This window comes from Caballeronia sp. AZ10_KS36, assembly GCF_023631105.1.
Classification (GTDB): domain Bacteria; phylum Pseudomonadota; class Gammaproteobacteria; order Burkholderiales; family Burkholderiaceae; genus Caballeronia.
In genome coordinates this window covers 23,706-47,234 of record NZ_JALQDQ010000049.1, presented here as the reverse complement: position 1 = coordinate 47,234, position 23,529 = coordinate 23,706, and the positions used below count along the sequence as shown (strand labels likewise).

Sequence of the window (23,529 nt, the reverse complement as noted above, 5' to 3'; positions counted from 1 at the left end):
ATGCGATCGCTGCCTCATCTACGGCTTCCGAGCGACAAACCTTTAGCGCCGCTCGGGCGTCAGTCCGGAAATCAGCGCCCGGCGCGCGCCGTCGAAAAGACGCGCATAGCCTTCCACGCCCATCAGCAGCACTTCCTTCAGCCCGCGGAGCGGTGCGTCCGGCTCGGCGCGCTCGCCCCATTCGACCCACGCATCGGCGCGGCCGAACGTGCATTGCATGAGCCGACGCTCCTCTTCGAGCGTGAGGTTTTCGAAGCTCAGGCCCAGATGCGCGCCGGCCAGCCGCGTGACGCGTACCGGAAAATGGAACTGCCGCTCGCCCCGGCTCACGATGACGCCCAGCGCATCGCCCGTCTTCAGCGTCAGACTGTCCGGCGGCACGACGAGCCCGAGCCCGCCCGTCGAATAGTCGCTCGTCGCGCACGCGATCATGCTGCCGTCGTTGAGCATGAGCGTCGCGGGCATCGTCATCGCAATGCGATGCGTCACGCGCACCTGCTTCGCCTCGCGCGCCACGCTGACCGCCGCGCCGAGCATCACGAGGTTGTAGAGCGTCCAGAAGACGTTCATCAGGATGGTCGCGGCTTCGTCGCCCGCGCCGAACACGAGCCGCACGACGCCCACCGACATCGCCACGGCATTGAGGCCCAGCAGGAACAGATACGGCTTGCTCATCGCCCAGTCGATGTACGTCTCGTCGATGCGCCCGCCCTTGTCCGTCACGTTGAACTTTCCATGCTTCGGGCTGATGAACGCGACGGTCGTCGGCAGCGCGATGTACCACGCGAGCACCGACTCATACACTTCCGCCCAGAACGAATGGCGGAACTTGCCCTGCATCCGCGAATTCGCGATGTTCGCGATCACGATGTACGGCAGCACGAAGCTGGCGATGGTCGTGGCCGCCGCATTGATGAAGTACATCTGGAAGAACAGGTACCACATCGGCATCGTCAGAAAGACGAGACGCGGAATGCCGTAGAAGAAATGCAGCATCGCGTTGCCGTAGCAGAGGCGCTGAAAGAAGTTGAGCCCGCGCCCGAGAAACGGATTGTCGATGCGAAAGATTTGCGCCATGCCGCGCGCCCAGCGCGTACGCTGCTTGATGTGGCTCGCGAGACTTTCGGTGGCGAGACCGGCCGCCTGCACGGTGGGCAGATACGCCGTCGTGTAGCCGCGCCGGTGCAGCTTGAGCGCCGTATGCGCATCCTCGGTCACGGTTTCCACAGCAATCCCGCCAATTTCTTCAAGCGGCGCGCGCTTGATGACCGCGCACGATCCGCAGAAGAACGTGGCGTTCCACAGGTCGTTGCCAGCCTGCACGAGGCCATAGAACAGGTTGCCTTCGTTCGGCACGCGGCGGAACGTGCCGAGGTTGCGCTCGAACGGATCGGGCGAGAAGAAGTGATGCGGCGTCTGCACCATCGCGCATTTCGGATCGGCGAAGAAGGTGCCCATCGTCGCCTGCAGAAACGAGCGCGTCGGGACGTGATCGCAATCGAAAATGGCGATGTACTCGCCCGTCGTCTTCGCGAGCGCCCGGTTGATGTTGCCCGCCTTCGCGTGCTTGTTGTCGTCGCGCGTGATGTAGCCGATGCCCGCCGCGCGCGCCAGCGCCTCGAATTCCGGCCGATGCCCGTCGTCGAGCAGATACACGCGCAGCTTGTCCGCGGGCCAGTCGATCCCCTGCGCCGCGAAAAGCGTCGGCTTCACGACAGCGAGCGGCTCGTTGTACGTCGGAATATAGACATCGACGCTCGGCCAGTCGGCAGGATCGTCCGGCAGCCTCGTGGCCGGCCGTTCGAGCGGCCACGCGGTCTGCACGAAACCGAACAGCAGCACGATCCACGTATAGGCTTCGGCCCCGTACAGCGCATAGCCGACGATGCCCTCCATCGGCGTGCGGAAGTCGAGCGTCTGCGTGGTGCGCCACCAGATGTAGCGCGCCGTCACGAGCATGGCGAGGACCGCGAGGATCAGCACGGGCATGCGTCCCGGCAGCCGGCGAACGATCAGCGCGAAGCCCGCGAGCACCGCGAAGAACGCGAACTGGCCGCCCGCCCCGAGCGGCGACGTGCCGACGGTCAGCCAGATCAGCCCGCCGAGCGCGGTGATGGCGGGAAGCGCCCAGCGCACGCGCCCGATGCGCGTCGCGCCGCCTTCGAGACGCGCGCCGACGCGCGCCCACGGCAGGCGGTCGATGCGCGTGTCGATGGCGCGTCTGACCGTAACGATCGCGACGACGAACGGCGTCAGCATTCGTTCCACCGCATCGAGAACGCGCGCCGCGCGCGCGGTCATCGGCCGGCCGCGTTCGCGGGGCGCGCGAACGAACGCGCGCATGCACCACGCCCACGGATCGCGCACGTCGATGACGCCCCACTCACGCGCCCACGCGAGCACGAACGCGCGCATCCACTCGCGGGCCACGTCGCGGCGGGAATCGCGCGGCGGCTTGAAGAAAAGGCGCACGCACCAGTCGAGCGGCGAGCGTTGCGCGGGCAAGCCGAGCCCCTGCGCGATCCAGTCGACGGCGCGCTCGCGGCGCGTCTTTACATCGGTCGCACTCATGCCGCGATACTCGGTTCGAGCGCGGGGAGCCACGCATCCACGTGATGCGCGAGGCCGTGCAGATCGTGCGACGCCTGCGTATGCGGCGCTTCGTCCATCAGCCACGCTCCGCGCGCGAACGCCTCGGGCAGCGCCGCTTCCATGTGGATGCGCTGCGCCACCGGCAAGCCGCCCGCCGCCGCGCGCAGCATCGCGAGGACATCGCGCTGCATTTCGCGCGCCGGATTCAGGCGATTCACGACGATGCGCACATCGCGGCACGCATCGAGCAACGCGGGCAGATGGGCGACGAACGTCGCGCAGGCGGCGGGATCGGGCGGACACACGCACAGCACGAGATCGGCGGCGCACGCGGCCTGTTGCGCCTGACGCGACGGATAACGTGGCGTGTCGATCACCGCGACGCCGCTCGCCGGCAGCGCGATCTGCGCGATGGCGTGACGGAGCCATTGCGGATGCGCGGCGAGACGCGCATCGCAGGCGGCGGCCTCGTCGAGCGTGAGCTGGCCGTGCGGCACGAAGAGCACGCCGTCGTCGTTGCGCCAGGTGTGTTCGTGCCAGGCGCTCGATGCGTCAGATGTGCAGCAGAGCGCCTCCCCGATGCCGCGCGGCGCTAACGCATCGAGTCCGAGCCACGCGCCGAGCATGTTCTGCCAATCGAAGTCGATCGCGACGACATCGCGGCCACGCCGCGCGAGCAGCACCGCGAGCGTGGCGGCGACCGTCGTGCGGCCCGCGCCGCCCGTGGTGGAGACAACGGCAATGGTCTTCATGCTTTCGCCCCGGGACGGGCGCCATCGGCATCGGGCAGCAGCCGCCCATTGAGCGCGACGGCTTCCATGCGGCACGGCGCCGCGTCGCGCGGATCGAAATGACGTGCGGCGATCAGGCCGCCGCGCGCGCTGCGCCGTTGCCAGACAAACCAGAGCGGCGCGCCCGCGAGCGCACCAATGGCGGCGAAAAGCAGCAAGGTTCCCATATCACTTTCCCGGTTCGACGAGGGGCATGCGGGCCGGCACGGCCCGACGCGCGTGCGTCGCGGTTTTGCTATCGACGGCCAGGTCCGCGCGCTGCCTGCGCGCTTCGTGCTCCAGCACTTCATGCAGCGCGTCGAGTTCGGCGCGGGCGCGGCGCACGGCCTCGGGTTCCGCGGCCGCGGCGGGCTGGCCGGCGGGCGCCGCGCTCGCGAACAGATCGCTGTAGTCCGCGAGGGGCGCGCGCCGGTTGGCCGCGTCGAGCGCATCCAGCTCGGCGGCAATGCCGTCGTTCGAGAAATACGTCACTTTCTGCGCGATGCCTGCCACCGGCGCGGTGAAGATGCGCGCGAGCGCGTTGTCGGCGTCGGACAGCCGGCAGCCGAAGAGGAAGACGTAGACATGCGTGGCGTCGGCGGTGAAAACGTCGCCAGCGCGGCGCGGACGGCAATGGCCGAGCGCATCGACGTGGGCGAGCGACGGCGGCAGCGCGAGCTTCGCCAGCACGTGAGGAAGACGCAGGATCGCGCCGCGTGTCAGGGCCGCCTGCGCCTGGGCGCAGAACGCGGCGGCGTTCAGATAACCGAGCGCGGCATCGGCGAGCGATGCGGCGAGCGCCGCGCGGTAGTCCGGCATCAGCGCACGCGTATAAAGCTGGCCCTGCACCGACTGCAATATCGATTCGAGCCGCGAAAACGGCGTGTCGCGGCCGACGACCGCGTTCGCGCCGAGGCTCAGCATCAGCAGTTCGTACTGGTGACGCAACACCTCGCCGCGCTCCACCACGACGATCTTGAGCGCGCGGCCGCTGCGGCGCCTGAGCGCATGCACGGCTTCGCACAGTTGCTCCAGTTGCGCGCCGTTGCGATGCGCAAGCACGACCGTCGCGGCGCGCGCGTCACGGCAGGCGGCAACGACGGCATCGCGGTCGTCGAGCACTTCCCAGTTGCGCGGCACCCACGGCTCGTCGCCGGTCACGGCCCGGCACACGACGACGCGGTCTTCGTCGTGCGCAATCCGCATCGCCTTGCCTTGCGTGTCCGCCGGCGCGACGCTCAGCCGGCCATCGCCGGTGAAGCGCAGCGCGCGAACGTCGCCCGTCACGAGCGACTTGCCGGCGCGCCAGAAGTCGACCTGCCAGAGCAGTTCGCCGTTCGCTCGCTGCACGCGCGCCACGCCCGCGCACGCGCCGTTCAGCTCGCGTCCGCTCCGTTTGTCGGCGGCCTCGTCGAAATCGGGCGACGTATCCGATCCGGGCGCGGCGGCATCGTCGCCGAGCAGGAGGAGCATCGTGACGCCGCGCGTCGCGCACCAGTCCGCGAGCAGACGCCCCTCGCGCGCGAGCGCCGCCGTATCGCTCCAGGTGAACCAGCGTTGCGCGCCCTCGACGATGTAAAGCGCATTGCGCCGCGTGCCGAAGCGCCTGAGCGCAAGCAAGCCGCCGATGAGACGCGCGAGCGCCTGCGTCTGAGTCTGCGCGTTGCTATCCGCAGGCTCGTCGGGCTCGTCGGGCATGGCGAGCACATCGAGCCGGCGCGGCCAGCGTGCGGTCGCCGAGCCCGCAAAGCCCAGTTCGCGAAGGCGCGCCGCAGCGTCGCCACGTTCGCGCGCGAGCACCACGGTCGTCGGTCGTGCGCCTGCCGAGCGCACCGTTTCCCAGATGAGCGCATCGCATTCCGGTGAACGCGGCGCGGCCTGCACCGCGTACAGCGCGCCGCGCTCGAGCGTCGCGAGATCGTCGGGCAGCGCGTCTATGCCGACGCGGCAGGTCGTGTCGTCATCGCGAAACAAGCGCGAGCGCGCGAACTGCGCGAGCGCCGACAGCACGCCAGGCGCACGCGCCGATGCAGCACCCGCTTTCCCGGTTGCGCCCGTGGATCGATTCAGATCGGTGTTCATCCGTTCCTCCAGCGCCGGTCAATAGCTCGAATACAGCCGCACCGGCTGCGGGCTGATGCGGTAATCGTCCTTGCGCGCCGAGAACGCGAAGCGCGCGTAGACCATGCCGGAACTCGGCGCGTAGTCATGCGAATGATCGATGCTCACGCGAGCGCCGATGGCCAGTTGCGGATTCACGCGATATTCGACGGTCGCCGCGACGCCATAGGAGAAGCTCACGCCCTGCGTCGAGCCGCCGCTGAACTTGAGCTGGCTGACATCCACCGGCGACAGACCCGCCACGGACGGAAGCCCGTTCGGGAAGTACGGCGAATCTTTTTCGTACGAATTCGACACGCCGCCCGTCACCGTGACGTCCCACATGAAGCCGTTGCGCTTGCCCATGAATTCGAGCGGCACGCCGAGCGACAGATACCGCTGCGGGCTGTAATAGCCGCCCTGCCCGAACGTGTAGTAGCGCAGGTTGTCCGTGTAATGCCACGCATTGGCGACGAGACCGGTCAGCACGCGCATCGTCGCGCGCTGATACACCGGCACGCTGAAGCCCGTGCGCAGCGTGAATTCCTGATTGCTCGCGACATTGCGCCCGGTCAGCGCGCCGACGCCGAGATCCGCGAAGGTTTCGATCCGGCCGATATCCGCGCCCACATGGAGATCGACGCCATCGCGCCGCACGCCGCCCCAGACCGCGTGCGTGAGCGGATCGGTGAGTCCCGCGTAGGCCAGTTCGCTGCTCGTCACCGGACGGCGCGACGCCGACACGGAGAAGCTCGCGGGGCCGGCATCGAACCGGTAACGCGCGCCGCCGACGAGGTAATGCACGGGAAAGCCGAGCGGCGTCGAGCCGAGGTCGAAGCGCCACTTGTCGGAGAGATAGCCGACGCCGCCGCCGAGACCGTTCGCGTGCTGGTGCAGGTCGCCGGAAGTGACGGCGCCCGCCGCATAACTGCGCAGCGCCGCCGCGTCGGTGAAAAAGCCCGCCGTCGTGCCGAACGTGTTGACGACGTACGGTATCGTTGAGCCGCCGAGGCCGCTGACATCGAGCGTCCCCGCATCCAGATGCACCGCATCGGCATGAACGAAAAAATGCCCGTCATAGCCATACGGAATCTGCGCATAGACCGGCACCTGTTGCGCGTGATACTCCGACACGCCAGCATCGCCGGACTTGTACGCGGGAATCCAGCCGGTCTCCACTTCCGGATTGCGGCGCTGGCCGAGATCGTCGAACGCCTCCTGCGCGGGCGTCAGGCGGATTGCGCCGGCGGGCGTGCCGAAGGAAGTCGTGCTCCCCGACGCGCTGCCCGACGCGCGCTCCTGATCCATCGACAGCCGGTACAGCGACGCTGCATCCGCGTAATCGCCGAGGTCTTCGGCGACGCGTCCCGCCTGCAACGTGACGTCCGGCCGCGCCGGATAAGCGACGCGCAGCGGCTGCACGATGCCCTGCGCGTCCTGCGGGCGGCGCAGCGCCGACAGCCGGCGTGCGGCGGACAGGCGCGTGTCGATATCGTCGGGCGGCGCGGCATCGACCACGCGTCGCACGAGAGCGAGCGCATCGCGGCGCTCGCCGCTGCGGCCGCTGTCGCCGAGCACGCGAGCGAGCGCGAGCTGCGTCTCGGCATCGTCCGGCGCTGCCGCCAGCACCGGCGCGAGCGCCGCGCGCGCCGCCGCGTAGTCGCCTTGCGCGCGTGCAAGATCGGCAAGCTCGAAGGCATAGCGCCGGTCGCGGCGGCCCGCGTCGCTCACGGCCGCGAGCAGCGCGCGAGCGCGCGCATAGTCGGCTTTCGCGATGGCGTCGTCGGTCTGACGCAGCGCCATGCGCAGCGACTGGTCTTCGAGCCGTTCCGACTGGCGCGGCGTCAGCGTGCCGGCGCGGCGAACGTGCGCGAGCACGTCGGCGAGTTCGGATTCACGCCGCGCCGCGCCGAGCAGATCGCCGTAGCGCAGACGCACGTCGATGTCGGTTTCCTGCGGATGCGCGGCCATCCAGTCACGCAGCAGCGCGAGACCGCGCGCCGTCTCGCCGCGATCGATATACACGGAGCCGATCGACGCGAGCATGTTCGGATCGTCGCTTGCTTCGGTTTGCGCGCGCGCGAGCGCTGCCCGAGCCGCGCGCGCATCGTTGCGCGCGTACGCGGCGCGGGCGTCGATCAACGCCTGTTGCGCGTCGAGATTGCGGGCGAGCGCGCGCATCGCGTCGTTGCGCTCGGCATCCGGCACGAGCGCGAGCACGGCTTGCGCGCCGGCGAGATCGTCCGTCGAATTGCGATACAGCGCGCTCGCGTAACGCATCGGCGTCGCGGCATCGAGCGCGAGGCCGTCGTCCATCACGGCGCGGCCCAGTTGCGGCAAGCCGAGATCCCGATAGATGCGGGCGAGCGCGAAGCGCGTCCACGGCTGATTCGGTTCGAGCCGCAGCGAGGCTTCGTACTCCTGCGCCGCTGGACCGTTGAGGCCGCGGTCCGCGAACCGTTGGGCGCTTGCCGCAACGAGATCGGCGCGCATCGCGACAAGGCTCTGGCGATCGTCGGCAGCGGCGAAGCGGCTCTGTAGCGCCTCGATGAGCGGGCCGACCTGATCGCCGCGACCGGTGGCTTCCAAAAGTGTGCGCATGCTCCGCAGCGCCGACAGGCTCGGCGCGGGACCATCGACTTGCGCGCGCAGCATCGGTTCGGCGGCGCGCCAGTCGCCCTGCGCGAGAAGCGCATCGGCGAGCAGAAGCTCTGCGTCGGCGTTGCCCGGCTGCATCGCGAGCGCCTCGCGCGCGTAGCGTGCCGCATCGGCCGGCTTGCCTGCGCCGGCGGCGTCGCGCGCGTGCGCGAGCGTGCCCCAGAACTGCGCCGTGCGGGCGAGCGCCTGCCATTTCCCGCGATTGTCGGGCGCGAGCGTGGCGGCGCGTTCGAAGAGCGCGCGCGCCTCGTCGCGCTGGCCCGCGCGCATTCTCACGAGACCGAGACCGCCGACGGCTTGCGCATCGCCCGGACGGGCCGCCGCCGCGCGCGCGAGCAACGGCTCGGCCGCAGCGAGATCGCCGCGTTCGAGCGCAGCGAGGCCGCGTTGCTGCGCGATGTAATCGGGATCGCGCTCCAGCTTTCGCTGCGCCTCGATGCGTGCGTCGAGCAGATCGGCGCGGTCCCTGAACTCTGTGTCGTCGGGAACGAGGACGAGATACGCGCGCAGCGCCGGCAGATACGCGGTGTCCGCGCCCGCCGACTGTAAGACGTGACGCCAGACGTCGAGCGCGGCGTTGCGGTCGGTGTCGGTGCGCGTCGCCAGTTTCCACGCGATGCGGTTCGCCTCGGCGCGCGTCGCGTCGCTGGCGTTCAAAAGCCGCGCGAGCGTCAGCGCGGCGTCGACGTCATCGGGATCGGCCGCGACCCGGCGGTGCAGCGCATCGAGCGCCTCGCTGCGGCGCGCGGGCGTCGCGGCGATCATCTGGTAATACTCGGCGCCGAGCGCACCGGAGGGCGCGCCGTTCGGAAAGAGCGCGACGAGGCGGCGCGCGGCTTCTTCCGACTGGCCGCTTCGCGACAACAGCCGGATGGTCGCCAACTCCGCGCGTCCGCTGACCGCGACGCGATATTCGTCGTCGACCTGCCGCGTGAGGCGCGCGTCGGGCGCAGCGTTTTTCATGCGCGCGAGCGTCGCCTGCGCTTTCTGCGCCTGGCCGAGCCGCAACTGGACGCGCACGCGCTCGGCCAAGAGGCGCGGGTCGTCCGGCGCAATCAGCAATGCCTTGTCGATGGCCTGCAACGCGAGATCGTCGCGATGGCGGTTCGCCCACGCGCGCGCGGTGCCGTAGAGGCGCCCGGCCAGCGGCGGCAGCGCAAGCGCATCGGCTCGCGTGGTGTCATCGTGACCGGCAGCGGGGATGGCGGCGGGGATGGCAGCGGGGATGGCGGCATGGGCGCTCGTCGCGGGCAACTGCACCGCGCACACGACGCTCGCCGACATCAGCGCGGCGTGCAGCAGGCCCGGTCGGGTGCGAAGCGGGGTGCGAGAGGTGGTGGGAAGCGCGCGCATCAGCGAGTGCCTCCGCACTGCGAAGCCGCCGTTTGCAACGCGCCTTGCGGCGTGAAGCGATAACGTCCCTCGCGCCAGCCGAGGCCGAAGAGCGTCAACACGCTCGTGTAGTAGCCGGGCGCGGCTTCCTTTTCCGCCCGGGCGGCTTGCGCCTCTGCGAGGCCCGTCTCGCCGAGCGCCGTGAGCAGCGGCACGGCGGCGGCGGAAAAACCCGCGTTGCCGTCGTTCGGACCGGCGCGGCCGGTGCGCGTATCGACACGTTCGGGCGGCGCGCCATGCTCGCCGATGTACGCGGCGAACGGCGTGAACCGTTGCAGCAGCGCGGCGCGCGCATCGTCCGACGATGCCAGCATGCCCGCCCACAAATAGACGCGAATGGCGTTGTAGGCGCTCTCGGCGTGCGTGTCGTCGTCGGGCTGGAAACCGTCATGCGCCCGATACAGCGCCCAGTCGGGCGAGAATCCGCGCGGCGCGGTATCAGCCAGCATCCGCGCCGACGAGGCGGCAACACGCGGCCAGCGGGCGTCGTCGGCAAGACGCGCGCCGATGCCGCGAATGACTTGCAGCGGAACGTAGCTCGGATTCACGCGCCACGAATCCGCCGACGGATGAAAACCGGCCGGGCCGGGCAACACCGTGAGGCCGAGCCCGGGCAGCATGGCGCTTTCCTCGTCCAGCACGCGCCGCGCGAGCGATGCGCCGCGCGCCGTGTAGCTGCGCTCGCCCCACGCGCGGCCCGCCTCGAGGAGCGCGTAGGCGATCCACAGATCGGCGTCCGATGCGGCGTTCGCGTCGAGCACGCCGAACGCGCCCGATGCGTCGCGGCCCCACAGCCACGCGGGCAGGCGGGCGGTGAGGTCGCCTGCGGCGAGGTTGTCTTCCGTCCAGTGCAGAATCCTGTCGAAGCTCGCGCGATCATTAGCGACGAGCGCGAAAAAGAGCCCGTACGACTGCCCTTCCGACACCGTCCGCTCATCGGCCGAGCCGACGTCGATCACGCGGCCGTCTTTCGAGACGAAGCCGCTCTTGAACGCTTCCCAGCGCGGCCACGACGGCTGGCAGGCAAGCGGCGCGGCGCTGTCGGTCGGGCTGGAGTTTGCGCTGGCGGTCGCGCTGTCGGTCGCGCCGGCGTTGGCGCCGGCGCTGGCGCAAAGCGCCGCCACCGCGACCGCGCGTCCCAGACGTCGAAAAACGCGCGTCATCGCTCAAAGTCCCTTGCGGCGGGAGGCCAGTTCTTGCAGCGCGGCGAACGCGGCGACGGCGAGCAGCAGGCCCGAGACCGCACCGAGAAGGCCGAGCAGCACCGGGTGCCCGACTGCGTGGCTCCATAGCTTCGCGTACCAGGGCACATAGCCGACGACATAGGTGTCGCCCACGCGCATGCTATCGACGCCGCCGCGCCGCACGAGCGACACGTCGCCCTGCACCTGCGTGATGCGCTCGGAACGTTCGAATACGTCCAGCAGATCGTCGAGACGGCCCTGTTCGGTCGCGGCCAGCGCGATCACGCTGCGCCCTTGTTCGCCCGGCAACTGGAAGCCCATGAGCGCGGCGAGCGGTCCGCTCTGATCGAGCGACGCGCCGCCGTTCGTGACACGCTTGCCGTCACGCCACTGCTCCCGGACCGAGAACGACGCCCGCGTGACGCCGTCGTTCTTCGACGCGGAATCGGCGATGGAGAGCGGCAGCGCATCGCGCCAGCGCGCGAGCACCGGCGACGACGGCGCGCCGCCGATCACGAGCAGATCCTTTTGCGCGACGCCGCGCAGGTCGCCGGGACGCGCGATCGTCACCCGCAGGCTCGGCAAGCCGGTCCACTGGCCCATGTGGCCGAGCATCGTGAGCATGGTTTCGAGTTCGGCGGGCGATGGACGGTCGGGAATCACGATGGCCGTCTGCGAGAGATCGGCGTATCGCGTGAACGGGAAGCCGCTGTTGGCGAAGTACGCGAGATTCGGCATCCGCGCGTAATGCACGAAGCCGGAGAAGTCGATGGTCGAATCCGGATCGACTGCCGCGCGCGCCGGATTGGTCGCCACGCTCGCGCACAGGCCGGTCTTCTGCGAATCGAGCGCGAATCGCAGTTGCAGCTGGTTCGAGCTGCCGACGCGGAACGCGGGAATGTCGAGCGCGTTCGCCGCGCCGCTGTTCGCGCCGGACATCAGCGGCAACTGGATGCGGCCCTCGCTGTCGTCGGCTTTGGCGACGGGCAGGCGGAACGACTTGACGAGCTGATCGTTGATATCCACGGCCAGCGACGAGTTGTTCTGGACCGTCGGCGCGGTATAGCGATACTTCAGATTCAGCGGCACGCCCGCGGCGTTCCACGAGAACAGGTCGGCGGGCACGCGCAGGTTCAGGCGGATTGCGTCGGGCGTGCTTCCCGACACTTGCAGTTGCGACGCATCGCCGACGAGTTCCTTGAAGCTGACCGGGCGATTCGTCGGCATCCAGCGCGGCGCGTCGTAGGGCTCGCGCGGCTTGCCGATGTCCACGCGCGCCACCTTCGCGGACGCGCCGGACATGGCCGCGCGGCCGAGCACGAGCGCGTAGACGGCGTCATCGACTTCGGCTGCATTGCGGCCCGTCACGACGAGCAGCTTGCGATCGGCGGAGGCCGGGTTATCGGCGACGAGAATGGTCGGCCCGTCGATGCGCGGCAACTCGACGCCCGCCGGCAAGCGATCGCGCGTGCCGATGACGACCGCATGTTCGTTGGCGGGCAATGCGTTCAGCGCCGGGAAGCGCGCCTGCCGGTAATCGGCGAGCGCGCCGAACCACGACGCGAGCACGCCCGCGCTTCTGAGCGTCGCGCTGTCGGCGGACGCGGGCAGCACGAACGGCAGCGTGAGGCGACTGACATCGCGGGCATCGAAAAACGGCGCGGGCAGCAATGCGAGGTCGTTCGGCAGCTTGATCGGCGCGGTATCGAGCACGAATTCGCTCGTCGGGCTCACGTCGACCCAGAGCGCCGTGTTGGCCGGATCTTCGCAGTGGTCGATCGTGTAATGGCCGATGAAGCGCAGCCCGAACTGGTTGTAATCCGTGAAGAGGCGCGGATCGAGCGGGATGTCCTGTGTGACCATCGACCCGGCGTGCTCCTTGTCGAACGGCACCGTGGCGATGACTTCGTTGTTGATCGACACCTTCACGTGCGACAGCGGGAACACCAGCGCCGGCGAATACGTGTAGCGCAGCCGCAGATGCGCGCCCGTCACGACGCGATCGAGCCGCACGCCGAGCGATACCGAGCGCGCGTCTTCGATGCCGCGCAACTGCAGCGCCTGCCACGCGCCGAGAGCGGAGAACGGGATGTGGGCGGTCGTGGCGCCGACGTTTTCACTGGCGCTCGCGCCGGGCGCGGGAGCAATGGCAGCGGCATCGAGCGCGCAGGCGGCCAGCGCCAGCGACAGGCATAAGCGGACAGCGGATTTCATCGGCAAGTCGGGAAGATGTCTCGGGCGCGCGCCGCGCGGCCGTTGTTCGGCGTCGTGGCGACGGTTTTGGGCGCGATGGCGGCCGCGCGAGGCGTCGTGAATGGATTTCCTCGCCGGTGCTGCGAAAGAGCGGGCGAAACAAACGCATAATGTCGGACAGTTCGGTTCAACTCGGGCATCCTTGAAACATCCTTCGAACAAACAACCGCCACGTCGCGTCATGGTCCGGCCAACTTCTTCCACCCACTCATCGTCATCCGCCAGCGAAGGCGCAATCGTCAAACGCCGCGGCCTGCTGCGCGGGATCTTCGCGCTGCGTCATTCGTGGAACGGCATTGCCGTCACCTGGCGCGAGGAAAGCGCCTTCCGTCAGGAAGTGTGCGTGGCCATCGTGCTGCTGCCCATTGCCTTTCTCGTTCCTGTCGCCACCACGGAGCGCGTGCTGCTTGCGTCGTCCGTGCTGCTTGTACTGCTCGTCGAGCTGATCAATTCGAGCATCGAGGCGGCGATCGACCGCATCTCGCTCGAACGGCACGAGCTGTCGGGGCGGGCGAAAGACTGCGGCAGCGCGGCGGTCACGTTGTCAATCGCAATCAGCGCGATGACCTGGGCTCTGATCTGCGGTCCGGCTGTGTGGCGATGGGTAAGGACCCATCTGTGATTCCCACGTGGCCGGATAGATGTCTGTATTTCGGCGGGAGGTCGCAAAACTTGAGATCGGTCGCAAAACTTCGTGGAGCGATAGCGCTGATTTTGTAATCTGGCGTCAGGGAACGGACGTCGGAGGGGCGAGGCATTGGGAGCCTTGGGCTGCTCCTCTCGCTGTATCGATGCATTGCCGGCAGGTGGCGCGCTTTACGCAGATCCTGAGTCGACGCTGCGCCGCATTCGCGATCTTCCGCTGGTGTGCGGCGATCGCTGCGGCGGCCCGCGACTGGAGAATGCGCAATCAACGACACTTTTCCGCGCCTGTTCGGCGCATCGCCGGGGCGACGAGTGCCTTAAGCTCTCCCGACGAACTTGTCATGCCAGATGGCCGCCTCGGAGACGAGGGAACCGCTGTCGTTGTGACAGCCACCCAAGAACCGGTTCCGACGCCATGATCGCCCACATCCCCACCGAAGCCAGATCATCAGCCTGTCCGCCGCCTGGCCGCCGCAAGAAGTGATGCGTGCTCTCAACCTATGGCGCTCCGGGAAAACGATTGCGCACAGCCTTCCGGGCAAGATCGCGCTTGGCATCCTGTCGGTCGTCGTCACGATGATGCTCGTCTGCTGGTTGTTGAGACCGGCGGTTCCGCGCAGCATCACCATCAGTACCGGTCAGCCCGACAGTTCGCTGTTCTGGATGGGCAGGCAATACGCCAAAGTTCTCGCGCGCTACGGCATCACGCTCAATGTCGTGCCTTCCGACGGTTCACGGGAGAACCTCGAACGTCTGCTCGATCCGGCCCAGCAAGTCGACGTGGCGCTGGTTCAGAGTGGCGTCGCCCGGGATCAGCAGGCGGCCGAACTCATGTCGCTCGGCAGCGTGACCTATGTGCCGTTGCTGGTGTTCTATCGCGGCAATGTCATGACGTCGTTGTCGCAACTGAGCGGAAAGCGCATCGCCATCGGCCGTGAAGGCAGCGGCACGCGCGAGCTGTCGCTCAGACTGCTGGCGGCGAACGGCGTAACGCCCGGCGCGGACACGACCCTGCTCTCGACCGACGGGCTTCAGGCGGCCACGCAGCTCGTCGATGGCGAAGCCGATGCCGTCATCCTGAGCGGAGATTCGGCCACGCGCGCGCTCATGCTGCGTCTGTACAGGGTTCCGGGCATCTCCCTGATGGATTTCGCCGAAGCACCCGCATACACGCGGCGCTTTTCTTATCTCGACGAGGTGGACCTGCCGCCCGGCATACTCGATCTCGGCCGGCGCGTTCCGCCGCAGACGGTGCACCTGATCGCGCCGACCGTCGAACTCGTGGCGCGCAAGGGGCTGCATCCGGCGCTGTCCGATCTGCTCATCGAGGCGGCACAGGAAGTCCATGGAAAATCGACGATCATGCAGCGTGCAGGGCAGTTCCCGAATCCGATCGCGCGTGATTTTCCTATCAGCGAAGAGGCGACTCGTTACTACCGTTCCGGAAAGAGCTACCTGTATCGCACGCTGCCCTTCTGGCTCGCAAGTGCCACGGATCGCGCGCTGCTGCTGCTTCTGCCGCTCATGGTGCTCATCGTTCCGGCGCTTCGGCTTGTTCCCGCGCTATACCGCTGGCGAATCCGATCACGTATCTACCGGTTCTACGGGTGTCTGCTGGCGGTCGAGCGCAAGGCGCTCGCGCTGCCCGCTGAGCACAGCCGCGAGGCGCTGCTTGCGGAACTGGTCTCCATCGAACGGTCGCTGGACGCAATACGGCTTCCGCTTGCCTACGCCGATGCGCTCTATATCTTGCGGGAACACGTCGTCCTGGTGCGGACACGGCTTGGCGCCAGGATAGAACGTCCTGTCCATGCCTGACGGCCGGTGCGCCGCGAAGCGACCTGGCGGTGCCCGGCACCTCGCGCACCAGCTCAAGCCACTGTGCGCGCGGCCGTTATACCGGGAAGGCTTTGGACAATCTCCCGAACCATAGAAGCGGCGCACGTTCCTCCGACGATATGCGCGGCACTGCAACCGATGTCACGGACGGCATAAGCCGCCCGGTCCCTGCTCGGGGCGCAGCCACCATTTCGGACATGAACAGACATGCGACGTTTCCTCGGCACTCTCGTTATTCTCGCGCTTCCCTTTCTCGTGTCGTGCGGAGCAAGCTCTGCTACGCCGTCGAACGAGAACGCTGCGGCGGCCAACGCGACCTCCTCGACGGGGGCGACATCTGCTGCGGGCACATCGGACCCGGCGACAGCCGGCACCGGTCGACCTGGCCCGACCATCGTCGCGACGAATTCGTCCAACGCTGCGACCGCTCTTGCCGACAACGTCATACCGTTGAGCGTGCAGACGCCGAACTACGACATCAACCGGGCCTTGATCAGCGTGACAGTCTGCGTGCCCGGCACGTCCGTGTGCGAGACGGTCGATAACGTGATGGTGGACACGGGCTCCGTCGGCTTGCGATTGCAGCGCTCGGCGCTCAAGCATCCCGAACTCTTCCCCGCGATGGCAGGACCCGACGCTCATGCGCTGGCGGAATGCTATCGCTTCGTGTCCTCGGCTGCGTGGGGAGTCGTCACGCGGGTGGACCTCAGGTTGGCTGCGATGCAGGCATCCAGTGTTCCGATCCAGATCGTCGATGAAGCAAGCGCATCCTATGCGGATCATCCACGCCCCGACTCCTGTTTGAATGGCGCCAAGCCGACGTCGAACGGAACACTCGGCATCGCTGCGGTATCCCTGAACGACTGCAAGGATCCATGCTTCATTTCGCTCAGGACACCGCGATATTACGAGTGCACCGTGGATGGATGCACGCCCATTGCGAAGCCGGTGCCGGCGAGTTTCCGTGTTGTTCATCCGATCGCGGCACTTCCCTCGGACAACAATGGCTACGTGCTCGAGGTCCAGCCGGTTCCGGCGTCGGGCGCCATCGCCACGCCGGGAACGCTCACGCTCGGCATTGGAACGCGCTCGAACAATGCGCTCGACGTGACCAACGTGGTCGATCTCGCGCCGGATGGAACCTTCACCACGGTCTGGAACGGGCAGTCTTATGCCGCAAGCTACTTCGACACCGGCACCGAAGAATATTACTTCGCCACTTCGCCGGCTGAAGCGCGCGAGTGCGGCTCCCACTGGTGCGCAACGCCCGAAGCGGAGTTCTCCGCGACGCTGAAGGGCCAAACGACGGAGGCGACCGCGAAGTTCCGCGTCGGCGATTCGGCCAGTCTGGTGCGCAGCGGCAACGGCGCGTTCAGAAACGTCGCGATGGTCGCTAACCAGGACTCGCGCGCATTTGTCTGGGGCATGCCCTTTTTCGTCGGACGCAAGGTGTTCATTAGGATGACTGATGGTTCCAGCGGATCGGGCAATGCCTATTACGCGTTCTCCGATGCAGTCTTTCCGTGACGCGTTCGCCGGAAAGAATTACACCTTCGTCAGCGACATCTTGCCGGACCGGTTCGCACGAGCCTCAAGTCGATAATCCGCACGCCGTTAAGGTCGTCATGGTTCGGAAACTGAAAAGCGCATCGGAGAGGCGATCGCTTCATCAGGGAAACGAAATTGGCGAGCGCACCGTGAGCGCATCGCCATTCAATCAACCCACTTATGATCGCTCTGAAATCGTGAAGCCAACCCTTATCAGTACCGCAGCGCTTGCCGTCTTCTCATGCTCCGCCCTTGTCGCGTGCGGCGGCGGGTCCGGGCCATCCAGCGCCGGCAGTGTCTACATGGGTCCGCTCAGTCACGCGACGGTCGAAGTCCATGAGCTCGCGGCGGACGGCACCGTGTCCGACAAGCCGGTCACGACGACGACCACCGCAGCCGACGGCTCCTTCGTGCTCAAATCGGCACTGCACTATCCGGTGTTCGTCCGGGTCACAGGCGGTTCTTACGAGGAAGAAGCAACGGGCGTCACGACTACACTCAACGGCGAACTCGACGCGGTGTATCTGACCGCGCCCTCGCAGATGGTGGTTTCCATGTACTCGAACGCCGTCGTCGCCGACGCGCGCGCCGCAGGCGGCCTCACGGCCGACAACATTGCGTCGGCAATGTCGCGTGTGAACGCGTTCGCGGGCGATATCGACGTGAGCGAGACCGCGCCGACGTTCGTCTCGACCGGCGCCACGACGGATGTTTCGGCCGGCGCGAAGATGGCCCTCGCGCTCGGCGCCGAATCACAGAGCCGCACGTCGCTCGGCCTTTCGGTCGTCGACAGCACGCAGAATATCGTCGCGCAAGCGGGCAACGGCGACACCCTCGCGCAATGCAACGCGGGCGCGGGCAACGTCAATGCGGACGGCTCGCTCGACGCACCGGTCAGCGGCAACTGCGCGATTACCACGGCCGCGGCCGCTTATGTCGGCGGCGCTCGCAACAAGTCCGGCATCAAGACGTTGTCGGCGCTCAAGAACGTGATCCCGGGCCATGCGGCCTCGGTGTCCGTCAGCAGCGCGGCGTGCACGGATCGCGACAAGCTGCTGAGCGAGCTCGGCACGCTCTTCGCCAATCGGAAGAACGAGGTTCAGGCGCAGCTCGGAAACGGCGTCACCGTGGCGAACTGGAAAAGCTTCGCCAACGGCGGCACGTGGGGTCCGTTCGCCGCCAGCTACGGCCCGGTCACGGCGGCAGCCTGCGGCAGCGATGTCGGCGCGTTCCAGCGCGAGCTCGTCATGGCCGTGGAGAACTACTGGGTCGATCAGGGCATCAACTATTGCCACCATCACATTCCCGGCTGGCTGCCGCCGACGTCGCCCGCGAAGTTCCGCAACTTCTCTTCCGGCGGTACTTCCGGTGGGAGCGCGTCCAAGATGACCTGCACGGCGAACCGTCGCGCCGATGGATCGCAGAGCCTCGCGCGTTTGACGAAGAGCGACGAGATTCAGTGGGAAGGCGTCGATTGTTCCGACTTCACGTCATGGGTGTACAACTTCGCCGGCCTGACGCAGGCAACGAACAACCTCGAAACGGGTATCGGTTCGCAGGCATGCTCCACCGGCGACGATCCGCTCGTGAGTTCGGGGCAGCAGGAGCCGGGCGTGTTGCTGGACATCAACCAGGGCAACATCGCCAGCATGGTCGGTTATCTCAAGCCGGGCGATCTGCTCTACATCACGCAGAAGGCGACGGTTTCGGCCGACGTCGGCACGGTCACGACGGCGGACGGCTACGACGTCTCGCACGTGATCACGTGGACCGGCAAGCATTACAGCGAACTCAGGGCGAGCGATCCGGCGCACTTCGGCCTCGATACGCTCGGCAAAGTCGGATCGCGTCTCGGCGTTGACCTCGCGTCGTACCTGACGACCCACGATGGCAAGGCCGTGCCGGTGTCCGAGCTAGGCGGATCGGCGGACACGGACCCTTGGATGATCATCGACAGTCACTATGCGGGACCGGCGTATCGCCCTTTCATCATCAAGAATGCGACGATGAAAGCGGACTGGTATGCGGCAAGCCTCTCGCACGTGCGCCGTATCATCGATGCCGACAAGGTGCAGGCCGATCCGGTGCTCGCGCCGCTCGTCATCGCGCGGACGGCGAGTTCGAGCAATAGCGCGGGTCCCGTGCTGACCTTCGCATCGAAGGCGTCATGGGCCAGTGGGACAAACGGCTACAAGCTCGTGTACCAGCGTCCGGATGCGAAGTCCATTCCTTCATGCTATCGCGTGGGTACGCCGCCGGTTCCCGCGAACACCGTAGCAGCGCAGTAAGAGTCGTCGGCGACTGGCCAAGCCCGAGCGACCGGTGCATCGTCGTCGCTCGGCAGCCGTCATACAAAAGCAGATGGGCATCCGCAAGTCTCAGCGCCGATCAGCGACCTGATGGTGCCGCTGCTCGCGGCGGGGAGCGACGGCCCCGGTGCACTCACGACCCGAAGAACCAGCGCAGATACGGCCCCGTGTACGAACTCGGCAAGGACCAGACGCCATTGGCACTGAAGTTCCAGGTCGGGCCGTAGCTGGACGCTTGTCCGATCTGCTCGTTTGTCAGCCCGCTCGACGCCGGCACCGCATTGCCCGATCCCACGCCCGCTGCCGCGATGAACGCGTCCTTGTTCCAGAACACGTTCCCGGCGATTCGCCCGCTGTTCGTCCCGGCAATCCCGCCGGCAATCCCGCCCGCCTTCGTGCCCGCTGGCGGCGTGAAGGTCGATTCCGAATAGGACTGGCAGATGCCACCGCGATTCGCTCCGACCAGCCCTCCGATAACCGCGCCGCCGGACAGCGTCGCATCCGCGTAAGACTGCGTGATGTGGCCATTGTTCTGGCCGACGAGTCCGCCGAGCGTCGCCTGATTGCCCGCCGTCATCCTTCCTTGTGCGAAAGACTGGCGCACGGTGCCGTCGTTCTGCCCGGCCAGCCCGCCGACCGTGCCCGCGCCGTCGATCGTCACGCCCGTCCAGGCCTGCTCGATGGTGCCGCGATTGATGCCGACCAGACCGCCCGCGCGGCCGCCGCTACCTGTGGAGGTGACATCGCCCGTTGCGCCGACGTTCACGATGCGCCCATCGTTCTCGCCTGCGATCAGCCCGACCGCGCCGCCCGCCGAACTCGCGCTGCCTTCGGCAAGCGTGAAGTTGCGCACGATGCCGCCCCGCCCGATCACGCCGAACAGGCCGGTCGTCGTCCCGCCCGACATGTTCGCGATCGTCGGTACGTGTCCCATGCCGTCGAACTGTCCGGTGAAAGGCGCGGCCGCCGTGCCGATATTGGCGGCGTCGCCTGCATTGGGAACATAGAGGCTGTTGCCGAGCGCATACGTGCCTGCGAGGTCGTTCTTTATCGCGCTGAGATCGGCGGCGCTATTGACGAGCTTGTACGCGGTGTATTGCGTGAGCAGGCCGCTGAACGGTGCGGGCCGCCACGCCGCATTCGTGCGGACCGTGCCTGCGGTATAGCTGCCGTTGATGTCGTATAACGCCGATACGATCCCTGTGCTGCGCGACCAGTCGATGGTCCCGCGATTGGTCACGCTGCCGCCTTTGTCGAAGCCATGCGCATCCGCATTCAGCGTGAGCGATGCGCTGCCCTCGTTGGCGATCGTCGCCCCGGGCGCGATGCTCAGCGAGTGCGCAGCCAACAACTGGAGCGGCGCGGCGCCGGTCCAGCGAAGGCTCGAGCCCACGTCGATGTTGCCCTCGCCGTTCGCGCCGAACTTGCCGTCCGCGCCGTCCGCGTTCACGGTCACGGATGCGCCACCGCTCAGGCTTGCGCCGAGCGTCTGCGCAGTGGGTGCGTCGATCGCGAAGTCGGCAGTGGTGAGCTCGATCGTCGATGTGTCGATCTGCGCGCCGCCGATCCGCACGTTCCTGCCTCTCACGTTGACCGCGCCGCCCGTGCCGTCCGCGTCATGCGCGCTGATGGCCGCGCCGCGCGCATCCACGGTGCCGGTTTCCGCGACCAGCCAGACCTGACCGCCGCGCGTGGCCGTGGCCGTGGCGCGCAATGCGCCGGATCGCCCGGCGAGCGCGAAGATATTGCCGTCTGCCGCCTGCAGATTGATGAGCGCCGCCCGCACCGGACCGGAGTCGGTCACGGTCGCGCCGCTTCCCACCGCGACGCCGATCTGCGGGCCATAGGTGCTGTCCACCAGACTGACCGTGCGGCCCGCCGCCATTTCCGCCGTGCCGGCGGGCGCCTCGATCGTGCCTGCGTTAAGGATCTTGTGCGCCGAGATCAGAAAGACGTCGCCGCCGGAAGAACTGATCTTGCCGAGGTTGACCACGTCCGCGTTGGACGTGCCTTTGAACAAGGTCTGGTAAGAGACGTCGAAGTCGTCGTTGCTGACATCGAGCGTCGAGGCGACGAAGCGCCCGCCCGTCGACACCACGCCGCTCGGCCCGATGAGCACGCCGTGCGGATTGATGAGCCACACGCTGCCGGTCGCCTTGAGCGTGCCGTAGATGGCGGAGACGTCGTTGCCGATGACCCGGTTGAGCGTCGCGCCAGAGCCGTTTGCGATGGACACCGTATGACCCGGCGCAATCGAGAATCCCTTCCACTCGATGATGCCCCGATACCCCGACTGCGTGACGGTCAGCACGTTCCCGCTCTGCGCGATATTGCCCGTCCCGACGACGAACGCCCCGCCGACCGGCAACGGCTGCGCCGCATGGGCGCCGGCGCTCGCGATGCCGGCGATGAAGGCGATCCGCACCGCCGTACTCATCCGCGATGAGGTGAAAGGCGGCAAACGGCGGCGCTGCCGTTCGACGTACGCGTTTCTCATCAGGCGACTGAAGCGCATAAATCCTCCGCAGCCCCCGGCGGGGCGGAACGTCGAAGCTCATTGGCGAAAAGCGCGGCCTTACGCGACGCCGCCCTCTAATAGCCTACTAACAAACGACGCCTACATCCAGTACCGGGCCGCGGATGGGTCGAGTAGCGTAGCGTTAGCGAACGACCGTCCCAGACCAGCGCGCGCCGTTGCCAGGTGCGCTCTTGTACTGAAACGGCGAAGGCGTTCCGCGAGGGTCAGTCTTGGCATATGCGCTGTAAATCGCGGCCGCCTCGCCTGGCGCTGGTTACTATACAAAAACCCAAAGGTATAACAACGCGGTTCTTGCCGTAATTCGGATACGCGGGCTTATAGTCGATGCAAACCGCGTCCCAGCGACTTATTCCCGTATTTCGTGTGTGGACACGCGATGACGTAGGCGAGGACGCTCTTCACCGTTTCGTCGGGATGCGACAGGCGCGGCTATCAGAACGCGCCTGCAAAATCAGACGCCGAAAATGAAAGCAATGCGCCAAAGGCACGACGATTGACCGCAACCGCCGTTGGTCGATCTCGGATCGCGCAACCGGAGCCTTCTCCGGCGGCGGCGGAAGTAAGGGTTAACAGCCGTCGGTAGTTCTAAAGAAACAGCATGGGGCGGCCGACATCGCAATTAGGCGGTCACCAATGCCCGCTTCTTCCCGAAACGAACGTTCGAGGTGCGCGATGTCACGAATTCTCAGCATCCTTCGCAAGGTCAGCGGCCACCTTATGCCGCAGGCCAGACTGGTCCCCGTCTCATGCGACGACGCGCGCAGACGCGCCGCTATCCGCGGCGTGCGTATTTAACGAGAACAGCCATCCTCCAAACGAACGACGGTCGGCGAGTCTCCGCCGTCCGCCGTGCCATAGCTTCGTGTCGTACGAATGCCGGCTTACGCTGACGACGTAGTCACATAAAGACAGCACCGAAGACCGCTGAGCCGCGATCTTCGGCGGCATCGGTTTTCGGAAGCGGCGCAATTTGCGCCAGCTTGTCGGCCAGTGCAGCCTCGGAGAACGGCTTCACGACATAGCCGCTAGCACCGGCTTGAATCGCCGCCAGCACGTTCTCTCGTTTCTTTTCGGCAGTCACCATCAGCACCGGTACGTCACCGTGATGCTCGGACTTGCGAATTTCCTGCAGCAGGGTCAACCCGTCCATATTGGGCATGTTCCAGTCAGTAATGACCAGGTCGAACCGCTGCTCTTTCAGCCTGTCGAGTGCCTGAATGCCGTCGACTGCTTCTTCGATGGTGGTGTAACCGATCGTCTTCAGCATCTTCCGAATCAAGCTGCGCATCGTGGTCAGATCATCGACTACCAGCAACCGCATTTCCTTACTCCTTATCTGTTGATGCTTCTTTCTCTTTGTGCGCCCGTTCCAACTGCGCGAGCGCGGCCTGACGCGGCGTCAACTGCATAGTTGCGCGCGGACGTATGGCGAGGCCTGTCTCGACGCCGCCGCCGGGCGCAGTGCCGGATGACCGCAGAAATTCGTCTAGTTGGAAGCAGGCCCTGATGACCGCCTCGACCGCGTCTCGCGCAAGCTCGCCGTCGATCTCCTCGAGCCGACGACGAAGTTCATGCAGTTGCTTGACCATGTCACCCATCTCATGACGAATCGCGACATCCCTCTGCGGTCCTTCGTCGGAAGGCGGGAACAGGGAAGAATGCGCCTCTGGCCTCGGGCCGTGGGTCTTCAGCGACATGAG

Annotated in this window: 14 protein-coding genes; 4 read left to right on the top strand and 10 right to left on the bottom strand. The window is 67.0% G+C overall.

The genetic code is table 11. From position 1 onward, the window contains the following. Positions 1-42: 42 nt before the first annotated feature. The 7 genes from bcsA to bcsB are packed head-to-tail and all read right to left on the bottom strand — an operon-like array spanning position 43 to position 12,910. Positions 43-2,571, bottom strand: a complete 2,529-nt coding sequence (gene bcsA, locus NCR35_RS28140) for a UDP-forming cellulose synthase catalytic subunit (RefSeq protein ID WP_250537189.1) — start codon at positions 2,569-2,571, stop codon at positions 43-45. Beyond that, positions 2,568-3,344: a cellulose biosynthesis protein BcsQ gene (gene bcsQ / locus NCR35_RS28135; RefSeq protein ID WP_250537188.1), complete on the bottom strand. Its 777-nt coding sequence runs from the start codon at positions 3,342-3,344 to the stop codon at positions 2,568-2,570. The genes bcsA and bcsQ overlap by 4 nt, the downstream gene beginning before the upstream one ends. Next, a complete protein-coding gene (locus NCR35_RS28130; protein ID WP_250537187.1) occupies positions 3,341-3,550 on the bottom strand; it encodes a hypothetical protein in 210 nt (69 codons plus the stop codon). Before NCR35_RS28130 ends, bcsQ begins: the two co-directional genes overlap by 4 nt. A 1-nt stretch (position 3,551) precedes the next feature. Next, a complete protein-coding gene (bcsE, locus tag NCR35_RS28125) occupies positions 3,552-5,444 on the bottom strand; it encodes a cellulose biosynthesis protein BcsE (RefSeq protein ID WP_250537186.1) in 1,893 nt (630 codons plus the stop codon). An 18-nt stretch (positions 5,445-5,462) separates the two neighbouring features. Beyond that, the gene (locus tag NCR35_RS28120) at positions 5,463-9,473 is read right to left on the bottom strand and encodes a cellulose synthase subunit BcsC-related outer membrane protein (protein ID WP_250537185.1); all 4,011 of its coding nucleotides are present in this window, start codon (positions 9,471-9,473) and stop codon (positions 5,463-5,465) included. Next, a complete protein-coding gene (gene bcsZ / locus NCR35_RS28115) occupies positions 9,473-10,675 on the bottom strand; it encodes a cellulose synthase complex periplasmic endoglucanase BcsZ (RefSeq protein ID WP_250537184.1) in 1,203 nt (400 codons plus the stop codon). The genes NCR35_RS28120 and bcsZ overlap by 1 nt, the downstream gene beginning before the upstream one ends. Positions 10,676-10,678: 3 nt before the next feature. Next, on the bottom strand, positions 10,679-12,910 hold the full coding sequence (gene bcsB / locus NCR35_RS28110) for a cellulose biosynthesis cyclic di-GMP-binding regulatory protein BcsB (protein ID WP_250537183.1): 2,232 nt from the start codon (positions 12,908-12,910) through the stop codon (positions 10,679-10,681). A gap of 220 nt (positions 12,911-13,130) precedes the next feature. Here bcsB and NCR35_RS28105 point away from each other — a divergent pair, with 220 nt between their 5' ends. From NCR35_RS28105 to NCR35_RS28090, 4 genes are all read left to right on the top strand, one after another. Continuing rightward, entirely contained in the window at positions 13,131-13,571 is a 441-nt protein-coding gene (locus tag NCR35_RS28105; protein ID WP_250537275.1) for a diacylglycerol kinase, read from the top strand. Positions 13,572-14,077: 506 nt separating this feature from the next. Next, positions 14,078-15,412 carry a TAXI family TRAP transporter solute-binding subunit gene (locus tag NCR35_RS28100; protein ID WP_250537182.1) on the top strand — a complete coding sequence of 445 codons (1,335 nt, stop codon included), beginning with the start codon at positions 14,078-14,080 and terminating at the stop codon, positions 15,410-15,412. 228 nt (positions 15,413-15,640) lie between these two features. Then, positions 15,641-16,960 (top strand): DUF3443 family protein, encoded by a 1,320-nt coding sequence (locus NCR35_RS28095; protein ID WP_250537181.1) that lies wholly within the window; start codon positions 15,641-15,643, stop codon positions 16,958-16,960. Positions 16,961-17,283: 323 nt separating this feature from the next. Beyond that, positions 17,284-19,269, top strand: a complete 1,986-nt coding sequence (locus NCR35_RS28090; RefSeq protein ID WP_250537180.1) for a hypothetical protein — start codon at positions 17,284-17,286, stop codon at positions 19,267-19,269. Positions 19,270-19,423: 154 nt separating this feature from the next. Here NCR35_RS28090 and NCR35_RS28085 read toward each other — a convergent pair whose 3' ends face one another. From NCR35_RS28085 to NCR35_RS28075, 3 genes are all read right to left on the bottom strand, one after another. Then, complete coding sequence (locus NCR35_RS28085) at positions 19,424-21,715, bottom strand: two-partner secretion domain-containing protein (protein ID WP_250537179.1); 2,292 nt, start codon at positions 21,713-21,715, stop codon at positions 19,424-19,426. A gap of 1,012 nt (positions 21,716-22,727) precedes the next feature. After that, positions 22,728-23,150, bottom strand: coding sequence for a response regulator (locus NCR35_RS28080; RefSeq protein WP_244850971.1), 423 nt, complete (start codon positions 23,148-23,150; stop codon positions 22,728-22,730). A 4-nt stretch (positions 23,151-23,154) separates the two neighbouring features. Continuing rightward, the gene (locus tag NCR35_RS28075; RefSeq protein ID WP_250537178.1) at positions 23,155-23,526 is read right to left on the bottom strand and encodes a hypothetical protein; all 372 of its coding nucleotides are present in this window, start codon (positions 23,524-23,526) and stop codon (positions 23,155-23,157) included. Positions 23,527-23,529 lie beyond the last annotated feature (3 nt).